17 protein-coding genes are annotated in these 21,169 nt (G+C 62.1%); 9 read left to right on the top strand and 8 right to left on the bottom strand.

Annotation, left to right across the window (positions count from 1 at the left end; genetic code table 11):
* From ABSB13_RS13010 to ABSB13_RS13000, 3 genes are all read right to left on the bottom strand, one after another.
* Positions 1-721: efflux RND transporter permease subunit (locus tag ABSB13_RS13010; RefSeq protein WP_428109163.1), on the bottom strand; the 721-nt coding region annotated here is incomplete at its 3' end.
* Positions 718-3,834, bottom strand: coding sequence for a multidrug efflux RND transporter permease subunit (locus ABSB13_RS13005; protein ID WP_428109161.1), 3,117 nt, complete (start codon positions 3,832-3,834; stop codon positions 718-720). The genes ABSB13_RS13010 and ABSB13_RS13005, both read right to left, overlap by 4 nt.
* On the bottom strand, positions 3,831-5,009 hold the full coding sequence (locus tag ABSB13_RS13000) for an MdtA/MuxA family multidrug efflux RND transporter periplasmic adaptor subunit (protein WP_428109158.1): 1,179 nt from the start codon (positions 5,007-5,009) through the stop codon (positions 3,831-3,833). The genes ABSB13_RS13005 and ABSB13_RS13000 overlap by 4 nt, the downstream gene beginning before the upstream one ends.
* Positions 5,010-5,219: 210 nt before the next feature.
* Between ABSB13_RS13000 and ABSB13_RS12995 the strand changes: the two genes are divergently transcribed.
* The 5 genes from ABSB13_RS12995 (at position 5,220) to ABSB13_RS12975 (ending at position 11,694) form a co-directional block, all read left to right on the top strand.
* Positions 5,220-5,849 carry a TetR/AcrR family transcriptional regulator gene (locus ABSB13_RS12995; protein WP_428109155.1) on the top strand — a complete coding sequence of 210 codons (630 nt, stop codon included), beginning with the start codon at positions 5,220-5,222 and terminating at the stop codon, positions 5,847-5,849.
* A gap of 40 nt (positions 5,850-5,889) precedes the next feature.
* Positions 5,890-7,305, top strand: coding sequence for a M20 family metallopeptidase (locus ABSB13_RS12990; protein WP_428109153.1), 1,416 nt, complete (start codon positions 5,890-5,892; stop codon positions 7,303-7,305).
* A gap of 7 nt (positions 7,306-7,312) precedes the next feature.
* Complete coding sequence (locus ABSB13_RS12985) at positions 7,313-9,706, top strand: DUF748 domain-containing protein (RefSeq protein ID WP_428109151.1); 2,394 nt, start codon at positions 7,313-7,315, stop codon at positions 9,704-9,706.
* Between the two features lie 113 nt (positions 9,707-9,819).
* Entirely contained in the window at positions 9,820-11,163 is a 1,344-nt protein-coding gene (locus ABSB13_RS12980; protein WP_428109148.1) for an NAD(P)/FAD-dependent oxidoreductase, read from the top strand.
* 78 nt (positions 11,164-11,241) lie between these two features.
* A complete protein-coding gene (locus tag ABSB13_RS12975; RefSeq protein WP_428109146.1) occupies positions 11,242-11,694 on the top strand; it encodes a hypothetical protein in 453 nt (150 codons plus the stop codon).
* A 29-nt stretch (positions 11,695-11,723) separates the two neighbouring features.
* On the opposite strand, the gene ABSB13_RS12970 is transcribed toward ABSB13_RS12975, so the two are convergent.
* From ABSB13_RS12970 to ABSB13_RS12950, 5 genes are all read right to left on the bottom strand, one after another.
* The gene (locus ABSB13_RS12970) at positions 11,724-12,608 is read right to left on the bottom strand and encodes a hypothetical protein (RefSeq protein WP_428109144.1); all 885 of its coding nucleotides are present in this window, start codon (positions 12,606-12,608) and stop codon (positions 11,724-11,726) included.
* 148 nt (positions 12,609-12,756) lie between these two features.
* Positions 12,757-13,011, bottom strand: a complete 255-nt coding sequence (locus ABSB13_RS12965; RefSeq protein WP_428109142.1) for an acyl carrier protein — start codon at positions 13,009-13,011, stop codon at positions 12,757-12,759.
* Positions 13,012-13,016: 5 nt separating this feature from the next.
* On the bottom strand, positions 13,017-14,582 hold the full coding sequence (locus ABSB13_RS12960) for an amino acid adenylation domain-containing protein (RefSeq protein WP_428109139.1): 1,566 nt from the start codon (positions 14,580-14,582) through the stop codon (positions 13,017-13,019).
* A 4-nt stretch (positions 14,583-14,586) separates the two neighbouring features.
* Positions 14,587-15,444 carry a serine aminopeptidase domain-containing protein gene (locus tag ABSB13_RS12955; protein WP_428109137.1) on the bottom strand — a complete coding sequence of 286 codons (858 nt, stop codon included), beginning with the start codon at positions 15,442-15,444 and terminating at the stop codon, positions 14,587-14,589.
* A complete protein-coding gene (locus ABSB13_RS12950; protein WP_428109134.1) occupies positions 15,431-16,267 on the bottom strand; it encodes a serine aminopeptidase domain-containing protein in 837 nt (278 codons plus the stop codon). The genes ABSB13_RS12955 and ABSB13_RS12950 overlap by 14 nt, the downstream gene beginning before the upstream one ends.
* 112 nt (positions 16,268-16,379) lie before the next feature.
* On the opposite strand from ABSB13_RS12950, the gene ABSB13_RS12945 reads away from it, so the two are divergent.
* From ABSB13_RS12945 to ABSB13_RS12930, 4 genes are all read left to right on the top strand, one after another.
* Entirely contained in the window at positions 16,380-16,562 is a 183-nt protein-coding gene (locus ABSB13_RS12945) for a hypothetical protein (RefSeq protein ID WP_428109132.1), read from the top strand.
* A gap of 23 nt (positions 16,563-16,585) precedes the next feature.
* Positions 16,586-17,896 (top strand): acetyl-CoA hydrolase/transferase family protein, encoded by a 1,311-nt coding sequence (locus ABSB13_RS12940; RefSeq protein WP_428109129.1) that lies wholly within the window; start codon positions 16,586-16,588, stop codon positions 17,894-17,896.
* A gap of 299 nt (positions 17,897-18,195) precedes the next feature.
* On the top strand, positions 18,196-20,829 hold the full coding sequence (locus tag ABSB13_RS12935) for a plasma-membrane proton-efflux P-type ATPase (RefSeq protein ID WP_428109127.1): 2,634 nt from the start codon (positions 18,196-18,198) through the stop codon (positions 20,827-20,829).
* A gap of 92 nt (positions 20,830-20,921) precedes the next feature.
* On the top strand, positions 20,922-21,169 hold a 248-nt coding region (locus ABSB13_RS12930; protein ID WP_428109124.1), incomplete at its 3' end, for an SRPBCC family protein.

Raw genomic sequence — 21,169 nt, 5'->3', positions numbered from 1 at the left:
AGTCCTCGGCCTTGAGCAGCTGATCGGTCGTGCTCAGCCCCCAGGTCTGGTTATCGTTGGCCACTTCGCCCTTGGGCCGGTTCGCATTGGCGGCGGCCAGCGCCGTTCGCACATCCTCGAGACCGACTCCGAGGTTGCTCATCTGCGTTGGATTCAGTTCGACGCGGACACCGGGCAGCGCGCTTCCGCCGACCATCACCTGGCCGACGCCATCTATCTGCGAGAGCTTCTGCTCGAGGATTGAATCAGCCGCGTCGTACATCATTCCCGGGCGCACCGCGTCCGAGGTCAGGCCGAGAATCATGATCGGCGCATCGGCGGGATTGACCTTTCGATAGGTCGGCTTGCTCGGCAGAGTCGTCGGCAGTTGTCCGGCCGCGGCGTTGATGGCGGCCTGCGTGTCGCGCGCGGCGGCGTCGATATTGCGGTTCAAGTCGAACTGCAAAACTATGCTGGTGGCGCCCAGGTAGCTGGTCGAAGTCAGTTCCGTCAGACCCGCGATACGGCCGAATTGGCGCTCGAGCGGAGTCGCCACCGACGAGGCCATCGTTTCCGGGCTCGCGCCGGGCAACGTCGCCTGAACCTGAATGGTTGGAAACTCGACCTGCGGCAACGGCGCAACCGGCAGCAGCCGGAATGCGATCCCGCCCGCGAGCGCCAGCGCGATAGTCAGCAGCGTGGTGGCGACCGGTCTGCGTATGAATGGTTCGGAAATGCTCATGACGCTTGAGCCGGAATCGTTTCCGCAACGGCATTCCCCGCCCGCCACCTGGCGAATCGCGCCGCCATGCGATCGAAGGTCAGGAAAATCACCGGCGTCGTGTAAAGCGTGAGCACCTGGCTCACGAGCAAGCCGCCGACGATCGCGATGCCCAGCGGGCGGCGCAACTCGGAGCCGACTCCGGTTCCCAACGCGAGCGGCAATGCGCCGAGCAACGCCGCCATCGTGGTCATCATGATCGGCCGGAAGCGCAGCAGGCAGGCCTGGTAGATTGCCTCGCGCGGCGGCTTGCCTTCGCCGCGCTGAGCTTCGAGCGCGAAATCGATCATCATGATCGCGTTCTTCTTTACGATACCTATCAGCAGGATGATGCCGATGAGCGCGATCACGTTGAGATCCTGACCGCAGATCATCAGAGCCAGGATCGCGCCGACGCCCGCCGAGGGCAGGGTCGAGATAATCGTGATCGGATGGATGTAACTTTCGTAAAGAATTCCGAGCACGATATACACGGTGACCAGCGCCGCAAGGATTAGCAGCGGCTCGTTCTTCAACGACGCCCGGAACGCCGCGGCGGTGCCCTGGAACGAAGCCTCGATGCTTGCGGGCATCCCGATTTCCTCGCGCGCCTGCTCGATGGCGGAGACCGCGTCACCCAGCGAGTAGCCCGATTCGAGATCGAACGAGATTGTTACCGCGGGAAACTGGCCCTCATGGTTGACGGCGAGTGGCGCCGAGCCCGGTTCGAAGTGGGTAAAGGCACTCAGCGGCACCTCACCGCCCCCGCTCGAGCGAATATAGATCTCGTCAAGCGCGTGCGGACTGCGCTGCAGATCCGGCGCGACTTCGAGCACCACGTGATACTGGTTCAGCTGTGTGAAAATCGTCGACACCTGCCGCTGTCCGAAGGCGTCGTACAAGGTTTGGTCGATTAGATTTGGCGTGATACCCAGGCGCGAAGCCGTCTGCCGATCGATGACGACATGCTCCTCCCAGCCCTCGTTCTGCTGGTCGGTCGCGACGTCGCGCAGCGCGGGCAGCGTCTTGAGCTTGGCGACGAGCTTCCCGGTCCACAGATTCAATTCGTCGGCGCTGGGATCTTCGAGGCTGTATTGATACTGGGTCCGGCTCACGCGGTCTTCGACGGTCAGGTCCTGCACCGGCTGCAAGTACAGCGTTATCCCGTTGACGGCCGCCAGCTTCGGCGCCAGGCGCCTGATCACCGTGGAGATGTCGACCTTGCGCACATCGAGCGGCTTGAGATTGATCAGTATTCGTCCGCTGTTGACGGTGATGTTGGTCCCGTCGATCCCGACAAACGAGGACAGGCTCTCCACCGCCGGGTCCTGCAAAATGACCCGCGCCAAAGCCTGCTGGCCGCGCACCATCGCGGCGAACGACACATTCTGCGGCGCTTCGGAAACGCCCTGGATAACCCCGGTGTCCTGCACCGGAAAGAAGCCCTTGGCCACGACGATGTAGAGCACGATCGTCAGGACCAGCGTGGAGATCGCGATCATGAGGGTTCCGAATTCGTGCTCAAGAACCCATTCGAGCGTGCGGCCGTAAAATGCGATGGTGTCTTCGAACACCTTTTCCGACTTGCGATAGAACCAGGTCTGCTGATCCTTGGGCGTATGCTTGAGCAGCTTCGCGCTCATCATTGGGGTCAGCGTCAGCGAGACGACCGCGGACATCAGGATCGTCACCGCCAGCGTGACCGCGAACTCGCGGAACAACCGGCCGACGATGTCGCCCATGAACAGCAGCGGAATCAGCACCGCGATCAGCGAGATGGTCAGCGATAGAATCGTGAAGCCGATCTGCGAGGCGCCTTTGAGCGCGGCGTCCAGCGGCTTGTCGCCTTCCTCGATAAAGCGCGAGATGTTTTCGATCATCACGATCGCGTCGTCGACGACGAAGCCGGTCGATATCGTGAGCGCCATCAGCGACAGGTTGTCGAGGCTGTAGCCCAGCAGGTACATCACGCCGAGCGTTCCGATCAGCGAGAGCGGAACTGCGATGCTGGGAATGATCGTCGCCGACAGGCTGCGCAGGAACAGGAAAATGACCATCACGACCAGCGCCACCGTCAGCATCAACTCGAACTGCACGTCCTGTACGGACGCGCGAATCGAGGTGGTGCGATCGGTGAGGATCTCGATCTTCACCGACGAGGGCAGCGAGGCCTGCAAGCGCGGCATCAGGGCCTTGATGCGGTCCACGACGGCGATGATGTTGGCGCCGGGCTGACGCTGAACGTTGAGGATCACCGCCGGCGTGAGGTTCATCCACGCCGCGGCCTTGACGTTCTCGGCGTCGTCTATCGCAACCGCGACATCGGAAAGCTTGACCGGCGCGCCGTTGTGATATGAGACAATCAGCGGCATGTAGTCCTTGGCTTTCAGCAACTGGTCGTTGGCGCCGATCGTGTACGCCTGGTGCTTGCCGTCGAAGTTGCCCTTGGCCTCGTCGACGTTGGCGCTCGCGATCGCCATCCGCAGGTCCTCGAGCGTCAATCCATACGACGCAAGCGCGGTCGGATTGGCCTGCACGCGAACCGAAGGCTTCTGGCCGCCGCCGATGCTCACCAAGCCCACCCCGGGCAGCTGTGAGATCTTCTCGCCCAGCCGCGTGTCGGCCAGATCCTCGACCTGGTCCAGCGGCAGTTCCTTCGAGGTCAGCGCCAGCGTGAGAATCGGCGTGTCGGCGGGATTGGTCTTGCTGTAAACCGGCGGGTTCGGGAGATCCGTCGGCAGGTAAGTCGCGGCCGCGTTGATCGCCGCCTGCACCTCCTGCTCGGCAACGTCGATATTCAAGTTGAGGTCGAACTGCAGCGTGATGACCGAGCTGCCGAACGAGCTGTTCGAGGTCATCTGGGTAAGCCCCGGCACCTCTCCGAATTGCCGCTCGAGCGGCGCCGTTACCGAAGACGCCATCACGTCCGGACTTCCGCCCGGATAGAAAGTCATGACCTGGATGGTCGGATAGTCCACCTGCGGCAGCGCCGACACGGGCAGCTGCCCATAGGCGACGAGGCCGGCCAGCATCAGTCCGACCATCAACAGAGAAGTCGCGACCGGCCGGAGTATGAACGGGCGCGAAAGACTCACGGAGCCGTGCTCCCGGGCGGGATAGCCGCCGTCTGCACACTCACGTGCGACCCTTGCTGCAGTTTGTCCACGCCGTCGGTGACGACCAGGTCGCCGGCCGCAAGTCCCTTGTCTACGGCGATCACGTCGCCCTGGGTTGCGCCCACGGTCACACTGCGCATCTCGACGGTCTGGTCAGGCTTGACGACATATACAAACGAACCCTGCTGGCTGCGCTGGAGACCGGCCGCCGGAATCAGAATCGCGTTGTGGATGGTACTGACGAGCAGCTTCGCGTTGACGAATTGATTTGGAAACAACACGTTGTCTGCATTGGGAAAGGACGCCTTGAGCTTGATCGTGCCGGTGGTCTGATCGATCTGGTTGTCGGTAGTGAGCAGCTTTCCAGCCGCGAGTTGGTGCTTGAAGTCACGATCGTAAGCCGCGACCGGCAACTGGGGATCAGCCTTCATCGCGGTCTCGAGGCTCGGCAAATCGTCCTCGGGAATACTGAAATCGACCGCGATCGGCTGCAACTGCGTGATCACCGCCAGACCGGTCGTGTCGGTCGCATGAATGATATTGCCCACGTCCACCAAACGCAGCCCGACCCGGCCCGTGATCGGCGACGTGATGCGGCTGTAGGTCAGCTGAAGCTTGGCGTTGTCCACGGCGCCCTTATCGCTCTGGATCGAACCGGCGTACTGTCCGACCGCCGTTTCCTGGTTGTCGAGATCCTGACGCGCGAGCGCATTTTGCCTGAACAGTTCCTGGTCGCGCGCGAATGTAACCTTGGCGTTTTGGAGCGACGCCACATCCTTCGCGAGCGTGCCCTCGGCCTGCTCGAGCTGCACCTGGTACGGACGCGGATCGATCTCAGCCAGCAGATCGCCGGCCTTTACTAATTGCCCCTCGGTAAAGTTTACCTTGTCGAGCGCGCCATCCACCCGGCTTTTGATGGTGACCGTGTTGTATGCCGTCACTGTTCCGATCGCGGATATGTACTGGTTCAAATCGCCGACCTTCGCCGGCACCGCTGCGACCGGAACGATCGTGTGCGATACGCCTGGAAGCGCCTGTGTGGAAGAATCAGGGCCGCTGCGGCCAATAAAAAGGTAAAGGCCAACTACCGCGACGGCCAAAACGACCAGCCACAGCCGCCATCGTTGCATAGCTTTGTCAAGCCAAGTGCGCACTTCAGCATCCTGTATGAATCGCGAGGCGTTAGGTTTTCCGGTCGCGGGGGCGTCTGAATCCATCATGTTCTCCGTGGCACTCGTTTCCAAGCAGGCAATACTGCTACCAGATTTATTCTTGCAATTTTGGACCCGCCAGTCCATATTTCAACTGGGGATACCGAAGGGCGGCTACCAATCTACGAATTCGATGATTGCAGGTTTCCAATCGTGAGCGCCAAGCGCCGACCGGTTTCGCCGCCGATTCGCCGCAAGGAAGGCCGTGGCAGGCCGTCCACGCCGTTCCTGCGCGAGAGAATCCTCCTGAGTGCCGCGGAACTCTTTGCCGAAAGCGAGTTCGACGTGGTCCTGATCGACGAGGTCGCTGCTCACGCCGGGGTTGGCAAGGGCAGCGTTTACCGTCAATTCAAATCGAAAGAAGAGCTTTACGCGGCCGCGGTAATCAACGGGTTCACCGAACTGCGGCGCGAAATTCGCTCGGCGCTGGCCGGATGCACGTCGATGCGCGAGCAAATCGCGACGATCGTGGGTCATTCTCTGAGATTCTTCTGGAGCCGCCGCCAGTTCTTCGCCCTGCTGCGCGATCCCAAGGCGTTGCGCCCCTCGCAGGAGCGCCAGTATCAAGCGCAGCGCAATGACTTGTCGCGATTGATCAGCGGAGTTCTCGACGACGGCGTCAAGCGCGGTGCGATAAGGCCGGGTATCGACACTCGGATCGCGGCCGAGTCGCTGCTGGGCATGATGCGCGGGATCAACCGCTACGCACGCGAGTACACAACGCCCGAGCGCGCGGTCGAGATCGTCACGTCGATCTTCCTCGACGGATGCGCCGCGCGATAAGCTTGCACCGCATCGAAATTTTCCGGCGTAGGCTTTCGTCATGGACAAGGCATCGATCCGAACTCACGTCGCGCGGCTTTGGGATGAATCCATCGTCGCCGAACTGACCGAGTACATTCGTATCCCCAACAAGTCGGTTGCGTTCGATCGCGACTGGAAAGCGCACGGGCACATGGACCGCGTCGTCGCGCGCTTCGAGGATTGGGCGCGCCGCCAGCCGATCCGCGCCATGAAGTTGGAGGTCGTGCGGCTCGAGGGGCGCACCCCGCTGCTGTTCATCGAAATCCCCGGCGACTCGAAGGATTGCGTGCTGCTGTACGGGCACATGGACAAGCAGCCCGAGATGTCGGGATGGCGCGAAGGGCTGGGCGCGTGGCAGCCGGTGCTCGACGGCGAGCGTTTGTACGGCCGCGGCAGTGCCGATGACGGGTACGCGATGTTTGCGTGCCTGGGCGCGATCGGCGCGCTGCAGGCGAACTCGATTCGACACGCGCGATGCGTGGTGATCATCGAGGCTTGCGAAGAAAGCGGCAGCTTCGATCTCCCGCACTACATCGAGCATCTGGCGCCCCGCATCGGCCAGCCGAGCCTGTGCATCGCGTTGGACTCGGGATGCGGCAACTACGATCAACTCTGGCTGACTACCTCGCTGCGCGGCCTGGTCGGCGGGAAACTCCAGGTCGACGTGCTCACCGAGGGCGTGCATTCGGGCGACGCCGGCGGAGTCGTGCCCGACAGCTTCCGCATCGTGCGCCAGTTGTTAAGCCGCGTCGAGGATGAGGCGACGGGCAAGGTACTCGGCGCGGAATTTTACGCGTCGATTCCCGAGGCGCGCCTCAAGCAGGCGGCCGCCACGGCCGTGGTGCTCGGCGACGACATCCGCGCGAAGTTTCCGTTCGTCGAGCGCGCGCGTCCGGTAAGCAACGATACGACGGAGCTCATCCTCAACCGCGCGTGGCGGCCTGCTCTGTCGATCATCGGCGCGGACGGGATGCCGCCGACCGGCAACGCCGGCAACGTGCTGCGCGCGGGCACGGCGGTGAGTTTGTCGCTCCGACTGCCGCCGACGGTGGATGCAAAGATCGCGTCGCAGAAGCTGAAAACCATTTTGGAGAAAGATCCACCGTACGGATGCAAAGTGAGTTTCCAGGCGAACTGGGGCGCCAGCGGATGGGATGCTCCCGCGCTATCGCCGTGGCTGGAGCGCAGCCTCGAGGCGGCCTCGACCGACTACTTCGGCAATCCGGTTGCCTACATGGGCGAAGGCGGAACCATTCCATTCATGGGGATGCTGGGCGAGCGGTTCCCACAGGCGCAATTTTTGATCACCGGGGTGCTGGGACCTCACGCCAATGCCCACGGGCCCAACGAGTTTCTCCACATCCCGACCGCGAAGAAGGTGACTTGCTGCGTGGCGAAAGTGATCGCCGATCATTTCGCCCGGATGAATTCCTGAGACGGCGTTGCGCAGGATACTGCTCATCTCCGGAGTCGTAATTGGCGCGGTGGTGCTGATCGCGGCTGCGCTTACCGCTTACGCATTCTTCAATTTGAGTTCGATCGTCGCCCGCAATGAGAGCCGAATACTCGCGCGCGTGAGCGACGAGCTGGGCCGCCGGGTCGAGGTCGGGAAAATACAGGCGCAGATGGGATGGGGCGTGTCGGTCGAAGTAAGCGGGCTCAAGATTGCGGACGATTCTTCGTTTTCGGCTAAACCGTTTCTCGCCGCCGATGAAGTCTCGATCGAAGTTGAGTTTATCCCGCTGCTTCGCGGCGCGGCGAAAGTCACCAGACTCAAACTGATCAAACCCGACATCCGGATCGTGATGAACGCGCGCGGCGACCTGAACCTGAGCACGATCGGGAGCAGCCCCATTGACGTACGGCGAAAAACTCAGAAAGCGCCGCCGAGTCGGCGCGCGAAGCGGCGATCGTCGCTTGCCGACTTGTCAATCAAGGCGCTGAGCATCGAGGACGGCGCGATCCATTTCAACGATCTTGGCGAAAAGATGGCGCCAATCCAGGTCAGGCATCTGGATTTCGACGTGACAAATTTCAACGCCGCGTCGGCCTTCGACGTCGAAACCAAATTCGCCTTTCCGGGCGAAGAGCAAAACGTCGAGGCGTCGGGAAAGCTAGGACCCATCCTCGATCAAGGCGTACCGGACGCGTCGGGAATGCCGGTCGATCTGAAGTTGCAGCTCGATTCGATCCTGCTCGACAAGATCAGGCCGCTGGCTGAGGTGGGATCGGAAATACCGCCGGGGCTCTCGATTCCTGACGCCGTATCGGCGAGCGGGACTGTCCGCGGTTCATTCGGCAAGCTCGCAATTGCGCTGAACACCGATCTCAGCGGGGACCGGGTCGCGTACGCGGCGCTGTTCAACAAGCCGGCGGGGACCGCGATGACGGTGAATGCGAACGGCACCTGGGCGGAGCAGCTCGAGATAGCAAACGTGAATTTGAAACTGTCCGATCTCGAATTGACGGCGAGCAGGTTTTCGGGCGGCGGTACGCAACCGTTGAGTGCCCAAATCGATTCGAACAGCTTCAACCTTGCCAATTTGAGCCCGATGATCGACGCAGCGGCCGGGTACGGCGTGTCGGGCATGAGCGAAATTCACGGTACCGCGAAACTGGACACCAACGCGTCGTCGATGGATGGAACCGTGACGCTGAAACAGGTTGCGGTGAAGCTGGGGCCGTCATGGCCGGGCGGGATCAGCGATCTGAACGGCAAGATTCGTTTCACCGATGGGCTCGAAGTCGTCGAACCGACGAGTTTCACGCTCGGTTCCGCGCACGCGAATCTCGAGGGTCGCGTCGAATCCATCAGTCCGCTGAAAGCGAGTTACGCGCTGAAGGCCGACTCGGTGAAGCTCGCGCAGGTATTCGCTTTCGCCGCCAATCAGCCCGGCGACGTTATCAATCAGTTGGCGGTCAAAGGCACGGCCGATGGCGCGATAACTTCACCGCGAATGACTGCGACGATCCAATCGACGGACGGATCGCTCGAAAATATTCCGTACCGCAATCTCGATCTGACGGCGGCATACTTCAACCGCCGCGCGTCGGCGCATCCACTCAACGCCGGCGTGTTCGGCGGCTCGCTGACGGCGCAAGCGGATGCGGTTTTCGGCGCCGCGCCGACGTTCAACGCCGCGCTGCAAATGAACAATCTGAACGTCGAACAAGCGCTACGCTCACAAAATATCGAGGCGGCCAGCACCGTGCACGGCTTTCTGACCGGCAACGTGATGGCGTCGGGCAGCGGCGCGGATTGGAATCGAATCAAGCCGACGTTGCGCGGCAGCGGGCGAGTGGCAATCGCGAACGGCAAGCTGGTGGGCGTCAATATCGTGGCGGACGCGGTCAACGCAGTCGCCGCGGCGCCGGGAGTCAGCCAACTGGTGAACGTGGGATTCAGGTCGAGTCATCATGGGTTGCTGGTCGATCCCGACACCGAGCTGCAATCGGCAAACATGAGCTATCAGCAGGTGGGGCCGCGGTTCACGACGCACGATCTGTATGCGCAGTCGCCGGATTACAAGATCACCGGCGACGGCTGGTTCGACATGGACAAGAACCTCGCCATGAACGCCGACATCCGGCTCACGCTCGGACTGGAGGTCGCGATCCCGGTCAGCGTGACCGGGAAACTGCCCGGGGTGCGGGTGCTGCCGGACGTGCCAACATTGGCGGAGCGCGTCGCGATGGGCGCGATTAACGCGCCCGGCAGGATAATCCGCGGCGGAGTAAGCGCGGTGGGCTCGATGGTCGGCGCTGGGCCGTCGGCTGGATCGTCGATTCCGTCGATTCCGAATCCGATTAACGCTCTCAAGAAACTCCTGCCCTGAGCGGGTTGCTCGCGCGAGCCGGCCCACGACACCGGCGATCCACCGTCGCAGCGGTTGCAAGCCGGGCCGAAAGGCGAGCATGTTTGGAGCCATCAGACCGGATGGAGACCGCCATGACGACAATGTCCCTGCCGAACTCGCCGCTTTCGCTTTGGCTCGATACTTACGGGCCGTACACGCCCGAGCCGCCGCTCAAGGGTGAAATCAATGCCGATGTAGCGATCATCGGTGGTGGTTTCACCGGCCTCGCCACCGCGCGCGAACTCAGGCGCGCTGACCCGGCGCTGAAGGTCGCGGTGCTCGAAGCCAAGACCGTTGGCTACGGCGCGAGCGGCCGCAACGGCTCGTTTGCGATGACGGTGATCGGGCTTGGACTGGGCGTGACCGCGATGGTGCGCGGCAAGCAATTCCTCAAGGAAGCGCATGCCTACATGGAGCAGGCGGTTGATAACCTGGACCGGCTAATCCTCGATGAAAAGCTCGAATGCAGCCGTATTCGCCCCGGCTTTCTGCGCGTCGCTACGGCGCCGGGCTATATTCGCCGTCTCCAGCACGACGTCGAGCTCATGAAGTCGCTGGGCTTCAGCGGGATCGATTGGATCGGGCGCGACGAAGTACGCGCCCGGGTCAACTCGGAACGCTATCTGGGCGCGATGTGGGAACCGCGCCTGGTGCTGGTGAATCCGGCGCAACTGGTGCGCGAGGACAAGCGGATCGCGCTTAAAGCGGGCGCGTCGGTTTACGAAGAGACCCCGGTGCTCGAGATCACCTCGCGGCCCAATTTCAGGCTCAGAACTCCGGGCGGAGCAGTTAACGCCGCCAAGCTGGTGTTCGCGACCAACGCCTACTCGCACCTCTTTCCCGAACTCAAGCGCAAGCAAGTGCCCGCCTTCACCTACATGATCGCAACTGAGCCGCTGAGCGCCAAGCAGCTCGAGCCGATCGGATGGAGCGGGTTCGAGGGAATCGAGGACGCGCGCAATCTCATCCACTATTATCGGCTGACGCCCGACCGCCGCCTGGTGATGGGTGGTGGTCCGGTTGGACTGACCTGGGGCAACAGCCTCGAAGCCGATCGCTCCGAGTCCGCGTGGCGCCATCTCGAGGAGCACATCGCCTTCCTCTTCCCGTCGCTGCGCGGCGTTCGGATCACCCATCGATGGGGCGGACCGTTTTCGGTGACGATGAATCTTACCCCCGCAGTCGGCTACCTGGGCGACCATCGCGCAGTTTACGCACTCGGCTGTATCGGCCACGGGGTCTCGATGAGCCACCTCAACGCGCAGGTGCTGCGCGACCTGGTGCTCGAGCGCAAGAGCGACCTGCAGTGCCCGTTCGTCAATCGAAAAGTGATTCCGTGGCCGCCCGAACCGATCCGGATGGCGATCGCCGGGGCGCTGCGGGCCTACCTGATAACCGAGGACTGGGCTTACGAGCGGCGCATGGGCAGCGCCTGACAGACACCCGATCCCGGCATCGACGCCAGCCGAAGCGGCCCAGATCCACTGGGCCGGATGCATCTGGAGGCGCACGAGATGAGACGAGTGATCATCGTCGCGGCGATCGTGATCGGCGTATGCGTGACTTACGTCCTCGCACATCTGGCCCTTATCGAAGTTGGCCGAGAAGTCGTTGTCGTTTACGAGCCGACTCCGACAGGAGCGGTGCACAAGGCGCGGCTCTGGATCGTCGACGACGGACGGTATTCGTGGATTCACCCCGGCAACGCCAACGCCCAGTGGTGGATCCGAAATATGGACGCGCACCCGATCGTCGAGATCGAGCGCGGCGGCGAAATGCGGCGATACCGCGCGTCAGCTGATCCCGAGGCGCACGCGAAGGTCCATCGGCTGCTGCGGGAGAAATACGGCGTTGCCGACAGGTGGGTACGTTTCCTGGAAGGCAGCGACACTCAGCGCGGTCTTCTCAACCGCGAAAAGTGCAAAACGGTCCCCATCCGGCTCGAACCCATAGCGGCCGCGCCATAGGAGCGATCCTGCCTCGAAACCAGGACGGATCAGCTTGCGAGCGCGTCCTTGTACAGCGGCGACGACGCTTTCATGAAGCGCAGCAGCATCCTCATCTCGGCGATACGCTTGCCGGCCGCTTCATCCAGCGCGGTCTCGAACCACATGAATTCGGTCTTGGGGCTCTGCCCCAGCGCCACGATGCTTCCGCTGACGCGGTATGGACGTTCGACCAGGACCGGGCCGTTGATGTTGCGCAGCTCGATCGCGCCGAACAGGCCCACTGCCTGGCCGAGTTTGCCGCGCAGAGTCGCGATCGGTTGCGTGTAGAGAAGATGCACCATCGCTGCCGGAGTGGCGATTGCACCGCCCCATGGCGAGGGCTTGGTGTACCATTCGAGCGGATCGGTGATGACGTTCATCCGTTCGGTCATCAAAGCTCTGGTCAGAAATGCGTCGCATTCCTCAAAACGATCGCCGGCTTTAAGCGAGCCCAGGATCCGCAACTGACCCGCATCGAATCGATCGAGCGGACGGCGCAGCAACGCGGTCGGCTCTTCGGGACGTCCGACCGACGCGGTGCCTTCCGCTACGCGCATGCCGTCATCGCGCTCGATCCAGGCATCGACCTGCGCGTCGGCCGCATCGTGGGGCGGCTCTTTGAGGAAGGCGCGGACCGCTTCGCGGTCGGTAGTCGCGTTCAGGAAGTACATCGAGATAGTGCCGCGTTCAAACCATCGCTTGCCGAAGGCTTTCAGCAGGAGCGGCGGAAACAGTTCCAGGTGGATCGATCCGGCGACGGTGCCGCCGCGAAAACCGAGCTTGGTCGCCATCGCGTCATCATGGATGCTCCCCGAAATGTTGCGGGCGTTATTCACGGATCGGCGCAACGGGCCGACGAACAGATGGTCGCGCAACTCGATTTCTGCATTCATGGGACAGTCCTCGAAGCGAATTCAAGCAGGTCGCACGGCGACGGGCAAACTCCTCAAGCCTGGAGTGTGAGGGCGTCTCCCGTTCCATTTGCTCCAGTGCCGGCTTCGGCGCGTGCGCTTGCCGGCCGCAGCTTCGCAAATCCGCGATTCAGCCCGAGCGCGATCGCGCGCGCTTGATCAGGCGCGACAGGGCGCGCACGCTCTCGAAATTCTCGGGGATCACTTCCTCGTCGCGAATCTCGATGCGGAAGGTCTCCTCGCAAAATGCCACCGTCCTGATGACGCCCATCGAGTCGAGCAGGCCGCGCTGGAACAGCGAGTCGCCGGGCTTCAGCTCGCGGATTTTCCGCGCAGTGGGAAGCTGGAGCAGAAACTCGCGGATGGCGCCTTCGATGCTCTTCATCGGAGTCAGCTCTCGCGCAGGCGGCGGCGATCGACTTTGCCGTTGCTCATCAGGGGCAGGCTCGCGCGAAATTCGATTGTCTCGGGCACCATGTAGGGTGGCAGCTCCGTGGCGCAATGATTGCGCAGCGTTTGTTCGCCGCCGTCCGAACCGTCCTTCAGCACCACCACCGCTTTGAGCCGGTTGCCGGTCTCCGGATCGGGGACGGCGAGCACCACGGCCGAATGGACGGCAGGATGACGACAGAGTGCGGATTCGATCTCCCCGGTTTCAACCCGGTAGCCGCGTACTTTGATCTGCTCATCGGCACGGCCGATCAGCTCCAGCCGTCCGCTGGCGTGCCGACGCACCAAATCTCCCGTGCGGCACGCGAGCACGCTCTCGCTCGGGCCGAGCCGGATGGTTCGCATGACCTCCGCGGTCATTTCCGGAAGTCCGTAGTAGCCGAGCATCAGGGATGGACCCGAGATCCAGAGCTCCCCAATCGCGCCATCCGCGACCGGCTTCTCATCCTCACCGAGCACCAACAGCCCGCTACCCGCGGCGGTCTTGCCGATGGTGCGCGTGTCAATGTCTTCGGGCGGAAATTTCACCTCGTGCAAGGTGCGAAGCTTCGCTTCGGTGCGGGCATACGAGATGATGAAACGAACCCGGGGCAAAAGCCGCATCAGCTCGCCGAGCCGCTGCGCCGGCAAGTGTTCGCCTCCTGTCACGATGATTCGAAGCGCGGAGAAGTCGAGCGCGCCGAGATTTCCGCGGTTTAGCAGCATCTGGAGCACGCTCGGCACCACATAGATGACTGTTATCCGCTGATCGCTCCAGCTTTTCGCGACCGCGGCCGGGAACGGCGCCAGCCGCGGCGGGACTGGATATACGGTCGCGCCCGCGAGCACACCGGCGAAGATCTCGAAGGTCGACATGGCGCCGCTGAGAGGCGTGTAGCCCGGGATGCGGTCCTCGGTCGAAAGCCCGAGCGAGGTTACGGTCCACTCCGCCTGCCCGGCGAAAGTGCGATGCGAAATCGCCACGCCCTTGGGCGTCCCGCCGGAACCCGAAGTGTATTGCACGGCAGCGAGACCGGCATCGTCGCTGTGAAGCGGGGGCGGATGCGCACTCTCGGCCTCGACTTCGTTCCATCTCTGGGATGACCAACTCGCGGCGGGAGGTGGGTTAGGCCCGTCGCCGGCATAGAGAACCGTGCGCATCGGCGCGCTGGTGCCGAATGCCTGCTGCAGATCGTCGGCGCGGTCCAACGCCGAAACCAGGGCTCGGATTTCGCAATTACGCGCGATGGTCGCCAGGCGCGCCACGGGCGCGGCCGGATCAACTGGCACGAAGGCGGCGCCAGCCTTGAGAACGCCCCAGATGGAAATGATCGCCTCGAGCGACTTCGGCATCCAAAGAGCCACGCGATCTCCGCCGCGGACGCCGTGGCGAATCAACGAGTTGGCAACCCGGTTGGCGCTTGCGTCGAGTTCGGCATAGGTGAGAACCCGATCGTCCATTATCAGCGCCGGCCGCGCGCCGTGACGGGAGGCCGTCGCGGTGAGGAAGGATGGCAGCGTTGGCATCGAGCTAGGACTCCTGAGCGATCGGCTGGCGCGGCTCGCGCCAAGCGCCACCCTGGCTTCGCGCGGGATGAAATTCGCGCAGCCACGAGATTGCGCGCTCGATCACCGCGGGCTCTCCTTCGATGGTGTGGATGCGGCCGGGCCAGATCTCGATCTCGAGCCGCCCGCGCGCTTCACTGTCGAGCTTTGAGAACAGAACCTCCTCGGCGACGCGGAACTCCGCGCGCAGCCGGTCCTGCTCCGCGTAGAGAAAGAGCGCGCGCGCATGCGAGCGCGCCAGCGCTCTGAAGGAAGTCTCGAAACTCTCCAGTATCTTCGGGGCACGCGCGCGCCTGACCATCGAGCGCAGGCGCAATGCGGCGCTGCGCGCGAGGCCGTCCGCGGGCGAACCGCCAAGCTTCTCCTCGAGCACCGCCGCGGTGGCAAAGAAGATGCCGGCGATCGCGGCGGCCTCATCCCTGAATGCATCGAGCGCGGTCACCGCGTCGAAGCAGTAGCCGGCCAGCAGAAACTGCTTCTGCCCGTGCGCTTCACGCAGGTGACGAATCGCGGCAACCACGTCTTCACCGCGCGGCTCCTGGCGGCTCGGCATCTCAACCTCGCCGGCGCTCTCGCCGCGGCCTCGCAGATCGAATCTCAGGGCCGCGAATCCCTCGGCGGCAAGGATTCGTGAGGCGAGTACCGGCAGGCGGCGAAGCCCCGAACGCGGACGCCCCGGGAACACGACGCACGCGCTCGCCGGCAACGCGTCAGGCGCAGGTGGCGTGAAGATCCCGTGCAGAGCGCCCTTGGGACCCTTGAATACCAGCGGCTGCTCGGCGCGTGCGCGGCTCAGCGTGGCGGGAGTTTCACGCCAATTCATCGAGCCAGTCTCCCGTCTGTTTTGCGATACCCTCCGGCGTCCACCAGGAGTCGGCTCCGGCCGGCCCGCGATGTAGAACCGCGCGCACGCTTAGGCCGCGCCCGACGAGAGTCTCGCGCAACTGGTGGTGCTCGCGCGAAAGCCGGAAATGCTTCTGAAACTGCGCGATCAGGGTCGGGCCGCGCCACGGTTGGAGCGCGTCCAGCAGATCCGCATCCTGGGCGCTCTCCACGAAGTTGCGGTGGAGGTCGAATCCGAGCACGGAGATTTTGCCCTCGCGCTTAAGCCGCTCACTCATCTGATCGACCGTCAGCGACGGCCGTTCGCCTTTCGACATTTCGTAATACATAACGTGGCGCATCGACTTGCGGAAGTAGTCGCGCGCGCTCAGCACGGGCTCCCAGAGCGCAAGCCCGGTAGTGTCGGTAATTCTGGGGATTGCATGCGCGGCAACCAGCGCGCCGAATCGAACGCCCACCCACACGATCTGCGACGCGCCGGATCGACTGCGCGCGTAGCTCGCGGCGTTCACCGCGTCTTCGACCAGACCCTCGAACGTTACGTCCTCCGGGTCGCCTGCCGAATCGCCATGCGCCCGCGGATGATACAGGAAGGCGGAGTAACCGTTTGCCGCGATGATCCGCGACGCAATCGCCTCGGCTCTCCCCTCGCAATGATTCTCGGAAAAGCTGTTGCAAAAGAGCACGATCGGCGCGCCCGGCCGCTCGGCGCGATACATCGCTCCGTACAGCGGGCGGCCGTCCGATTCGAAATATCGGCGCTCCTCGGTCCACTTCTGCTTCTCGGGGGGATGGCGCGACAACATCGTCCGCGAAGACTAACATTCAAGCGGGCGATTGATCCATTCAACTGCTATCCGGGCTTGGCTCTGCGTCGGGGTGGTGCGATCGGATAGTCAGCAGGAGGTCCAGCTTATGCCGGTCGGCGTAGTCAAAACTCCGGAAGACGAGATCGCGTGGGAACGCGCGAAGGCCCGCGCTCGTGAGGAATATCCCAACGCGCGCGGCAAGCAGTTCTACAGTATAGTGATGGCCATCTACAAGAAGATGACCCACTACACGCCTGCTTCGCGACACCGTGCGGAAATCCCCAGGTAATGGGGCGGGAGAACGGACAGTAGATGTACGAAACGGAATACAAATCCAAATTGATGACGCCGGCGGCGGCGGTGGAGTTGATCCCATCGCGAGGCACGCTCTCGATGGGCATGGCGGTCAGCGAACCGCCCGCCTTGCTGGGAGCGCTCGAGAATCGAGTGAAGAGCCGCAAGATCGAGGAGCTTCGCGTCTACTATTCGCACTCAGTCGCAGCCGCCGCGGTCACGATTCTCAAGTACGAATACATGGACGTCATCAAGCCGCATCCATTCTTCCCTACGATCATCGAACGAATGCTGTTCGAGCGGGGCCAACAGGACAATCGGCGCGTGGTCTTCTACATGCCGGGCAATTTCAGTGCGATGCCGCGCGTGTTGCGCGAAATAGGAATCGACACCTTCATCATGATGGTTGCGCCGATGGACAAAGGCGGATTCTTCAGTTGCGGCACCAACGCCGACTACACGATCCCGACCGCACGAATCGCCAGGAATCTGATCGTCGAAGTCAATCCCAGGACGCCGCGCGTGTTCGGCGATTCGTCGGTGCACATATCGGAAGTCGCGGCGATCGTCGAAAATGAAACTGAGCTGTTCTCGGTGCCTTCACGGCTGCCGACGCCATTGGACAATGTGATCAGCAAATACATCGTGGAGATGATCCCGGACCGCGCGACACTCCAGGTAGGCATCGGTGGAGTGCCCAGCGCTGTATGTGCCGCCCTGCACGGCCACAAGGATTTGGGCATACACAGCGAGCTCATGATGCCGCCGCTGGCGGCGCTGATTCAGTCGGGCACCGTCACCAACAGGTACAAGAACCTCAATCGGTACAAGAACGTGTACACCCTGGCGGTCGGCGACCAGCCTTTCTACGAATTTCTCAACGACAATTCGAGCATGGAGGCCCGCCCGGTTGACTATGTGAACGACCCGAGCGTCATCGGACAGAACGATAACGCAATCTCGATCAATGCGTTTCTCGAGGTCAGCCTTGACGGCGCGGTCAATTCCGAAGCGATCATGGGCAAGCAGTACAGCGCTCCCGGCGGCCAGTTGGATTTCATCCGCGGCGCCCAGCTATCCCGGGGCGGCAAATCGATTCTCGCCGCCCACTCCACCGCGGGCGACGGCGCCATCTCGCGCATCGTCCCAAAGATCGAAGGACCCACTACCGATCCAAGAACCGATACTCAGTATGTCGCTACCGAGTATGGAGTGGCTTGCCTCACCGGCAAATCGACAGCGGATAGGGCCGAGGCGCTGATCGCAATTGCTCATCCGAAATTTCGCGAGCAACTTCGCCTCGGCGCGCGGCAATTGGGCTACCTGTGAAGCGCTCCGGGATTCTTGGTCATCTGAAGAACAAATAATGCAAATCGACGGGCTACGTATGACGCCCAATTTGCTAACATCCGGTCGCGGAGCATTCGGGACCGGCACGGCCAGCGATTCGCCGACTCTTAGACTCATAACCAAGGTCAGTCGTCGCCGTATGTAAACAGTTTGGCAGGAGTTAAGCGATGGCTACCGAAAAGAGTTCCGCAGATGATGCGAAGACCTCAGACGCTTCATCTGACTCCGCGCCAAACGGGTCCAAGGCTGTCGCTAAGTCCAAAGGATCGGAGGCCGGCGTGGACGAGATTCGCACGCGCGCCTACGAGATATTCCAGGCGCGCCACGGCGGACCGGGCAGTGCGCTCGGCGACTGGCAAAAGGCAGAGGCGTCAGCTTCCGCAGGCGCGCCCAAGGCCGATGCCCCTAAGCCAGATGCGGCCAAGAAGGATGCCTCCAAAGGTGTCCAGACGCCAGTTGATACCGGGACGATCCAGGAAGCGCTCGCCAAGTTCCATTCGAGTCTCGAACATGGACTAAGCCAGGAAGAAGCGGCGAGCCGGCTCAAGAAGGACGGTCCGAATGCTATCGAAGAAAAGCGCATCAGCCCCCTCAAGCGGTTCCTGACATTTCTTTGGGGGCCTATCCCATGGATGATCGAAATTGCCGCGGTACTGTCCGCAGTGGTTCGGCATTGGGAAGACTTCGTCATCATCTTTTTCATGCTGGCGCTCAACGCGGTCGTCGGCTTCTGGGAGGAATTTAAGGCCGACAACGAGATCGAGGCGCTCAAAAAGAATCTCGCACTGCATTCCCGAGTGCTGCGCGACGGCAAGTGGAGCGACGTCGAGGCCAAGACGCTGGTGAGCGGGGATATTGTCATGGTCAAGCTCGGCAATGTCATCCCCGCCGACCTGAAGCTGGTCGATGGCGACTACCTCAGCATCGATCAGTCAGCGCTGACGGGCGAGTCACTGCCGGTCGACAAGAAGAAAAATGACGTTGCGTATTCAGGATCGATCGTGCGAATGGGCCAGATGAATGGGCTGGTCGTCGCCACCGGAATGAATACGCTATTCGGCCGCACGGCACGACTGGTCGAGAGCGTTAAGACCGTTTCCCACTTTCAGAAGGCGGTGATCAAAATCGGCAATTTCCTGATTCTGATCACGCTCGGCCTGGTCGCATTGATCCTGACGGTCGCGCTATATCGCGGCGACCCGTTGGTCGAAACTCTGCTGTTCGCTCTGATTCTTACGGTAGCTGCAATCCCGGTCGCCTTGCCCGCCGTACTGTCCGTCACGATGGCCGTCGGCGCATCCGTGCTTGCCAGGATGAAGGCCATCGTCTCCCGCCTAGTCGCGATCGAAGAGATGGCCGGCATGGACATTCTCTGCGCGGACAAGACCGGCACGCTCACCAAGAACGAGCTCAAGTTGGGAAAACCCGTTGTCTTCAAGGCGGGCAACGATCAGGACTTGATATTGGGCGCGGCTTTGGCATCGCGAAGGGAGGGCGGCGATGGCATCGACGAGGCGGTCCTCAAAGGCCTCAGCGATCAGTCGGTGTTAAAGACCTATCAGATCACTCATTTTACGCCTTTCGATCCTGTTAGTAAGCGAACCGAGGCCGAGGCCAAACACGACAACGCAGCTTTCAAAGTCTCGAAGGGCGCCCCGCAGGTGATTCTGGATCTGATCCATCCCGATTCGGCGACCCGTGCTAAGGCTGAAGGCCAGGTGAACGAGCTTGCGGCGAAGGGCTATCGCACTCTTGGCGTCGCGCGCACCGATACCCAGGGGAAGTGGGAATTTCTTGGACTACTGTCCTTGTCCGATCCGCCCCGCGACGATTCGGCCTCTACCATCGCGACCGCGCGAAACATGGGACTGCAGGTTCGCATGGTAACCGGCGACAACCTTGCAATTGCCCGCGAGGTATCGCTCGAACTCAAGCTGGGACCGAACATCGCGGTTGCCGGCGATCTCTTTCCTGACGGTAAGGCCGACGACAGTGACAAGCTAGACGCGGCCGACGGCTATGCGCAGGTTTTTCCCGAGCATAAGTTCAAAATCGTCAAAGCCCTTCAGGCTGGTGGGCATATCGTCGGAATGACCGGTGACGGCGTCAACGACGCCCCCGCGCTCAAACGGGCCGATTGCGGAATCGCGGTAAGCGGTGCGACCGACGCGGCTCGCGCGGCCTCGGATCTGGTGCTCACGGCGACCGGACTCTCGGTAATCACCGCCGCCATTTCAGAAGCGCGCAAGATATTCGAACGCATGAACAGTTACGCAATCTACCGGATTTCCGAAACCATCCGCGTACTGCTTTTCATGACGCTCGCGATTGTGGTGTTTAACTTCTACCCGGTAACCGCAGTCATGATCGTGCTCATCGCGGTCCTCAATGACTTCCCGATCATGATGATTGCCTACGACAACACCATCGTAGCTCCACGCCCGGTGCGATGGGACATGGAACGCGTACTTACAGTCAGCTCGGTGCTCGGCGTGATGGGAGTTATCTCTGCGTTCGGCCTTTTCTGGATCGCAGAGAGATACTTTCAGCTGCCCCGGCCCGTCATTCAGAGCCTCATATTCCTCAAGCTGCTGGTCGCCGGGCACCTCACCATTTACATCACCCGAAGCGTGGGAACGTTCTGGCAGCGCCCATGGCCCAATTGGCGCCTGGTCGTTGCCTGCGAAACAACCCAGGTCATCGGAACCCTGGCCGCAGTCTACGGATGGGGCATGACGCCGCTGGGATGGAAGTACGCACTGTTAGTGTGGGCCTATGCGCTTGTATGGTTCTTCATCAACGACATGGTGAAGGTTGAGGTTTACCGCCTGATGCATCTGGGGACCGCAAGCCATCAGCGCCACCTTGCAAGAGTCAACGCCAGCCTTCATCCGGCCCCAGCGGTGAAGTAGGCGACTCCAACCGTTAAAGAGCAGCCCCCTGCGCTTTCGGAAAATCCGTTTCTGGGGCAGACTGTGGCAATCCGAAAGGAGCACTTATCGCGATGAAATGGCCGGCAGGATTCGAACCTGATAACTCATCGGTGTACGCGCGCAATGAAATTGTGATTGCCGCCCCGCCTGACCGTGTATGGCGATGGCTCGTTCGCGCCGCCCAGTGGCCCCAATGGTACACCAACAGCGCCAACGTGAATTTCATTCGCGGCAATCCACCCGACCTCGCGCCCGACACCGAATTTCGATGGAAGACGTTTGGCGCCACCGTCGCCAGCCGCGTGATCGTCTTCGAACC

Origin of the sequence: Binatus sp. (SeqCode) (assembly GCF_050013435.1) — a bacterium.
Taxonomy (GTDB): domain Bacteria; phylum Desulfobacterota; class Binatia; order Binatales; family Binataceae; genus Binatus.
Note: the sequence above shows the minus strand (reverse complement) of the source record. Positions and strands in the feature narration are given on the sequence as shown.

What these genes read in the sequence shown, in the direction of transcription:
- ABSB13_RS12990 (WP_428109153.1), top strand. Translation starts at nt 5,890, where the DNA reads ATGGACAAGGCATCGATCCGAACTCACGTCGCGCGGCTTTGGGATGAA.
- ABSB13_RS12980 (WP_428109148.1), top strand. Translation starts at nt 9,820, where the DNA reads ATGACGACAATGTCCCTGCCGAACTCGCCGCTTTCGCTTTGGCTCGAT.
- ABSB13_RS12975 (WP_428109146.1), top strand. Translation starts at nt 11,242, where the DNA reads ATGAGACGAGTGATCATCGTCGCGGCGATCGTGATCGGCGTATGCGTG.
- ABSB13_RS12970 (WP_428109144.1), bottom strand. Translation starts at nt 12,608, where the DNA reads ATGAATGCAGAAATCGAGTTGCGCGACCATCTGTTCGTCGGCCCGTTG.
- ABSB13_RS12965 (WP_428109142.1), bottom strand. Translation starts at nt 13,011, where the DNA reads ATGAAGAGCATCGAAGGCGCCATCCGCGAGTTTCTGCTCCAGCTTCCC.
- ABSB13_RS12960 (WP_428109139.1), bottom strand. Translation starts at nt 14,582, where the DNA reads ATGCCAACGCTGCCATCCTTCCTCACCGCGACGGCCTCCCGTCACGGC.
- ABSB13_RS12955 (WP_428109137.1), bottom strand. Translation starts at nt 15,444, where the DNA reads ATGAATTGGCGTGAAACTCCCGCCACGCTGAGCCGCGCACGCGCCGAG.
- ABSB13_RS12945 (WP_428109132.1), top strand. Translation starts at nt 16,380, where the DNA reads ATGCCGGTCGGCGTAGTCAAAACTCCGGAAGACGAGATCGCGTGGGAA.
- ABSB13_RS12940 (WP_428109129.1), top strand. Translation starts at nt 16,586, where the DNA reads ATGTACGAAACGGAATACAAATCCAAATTGATGACGCCGGCGGCGGCG.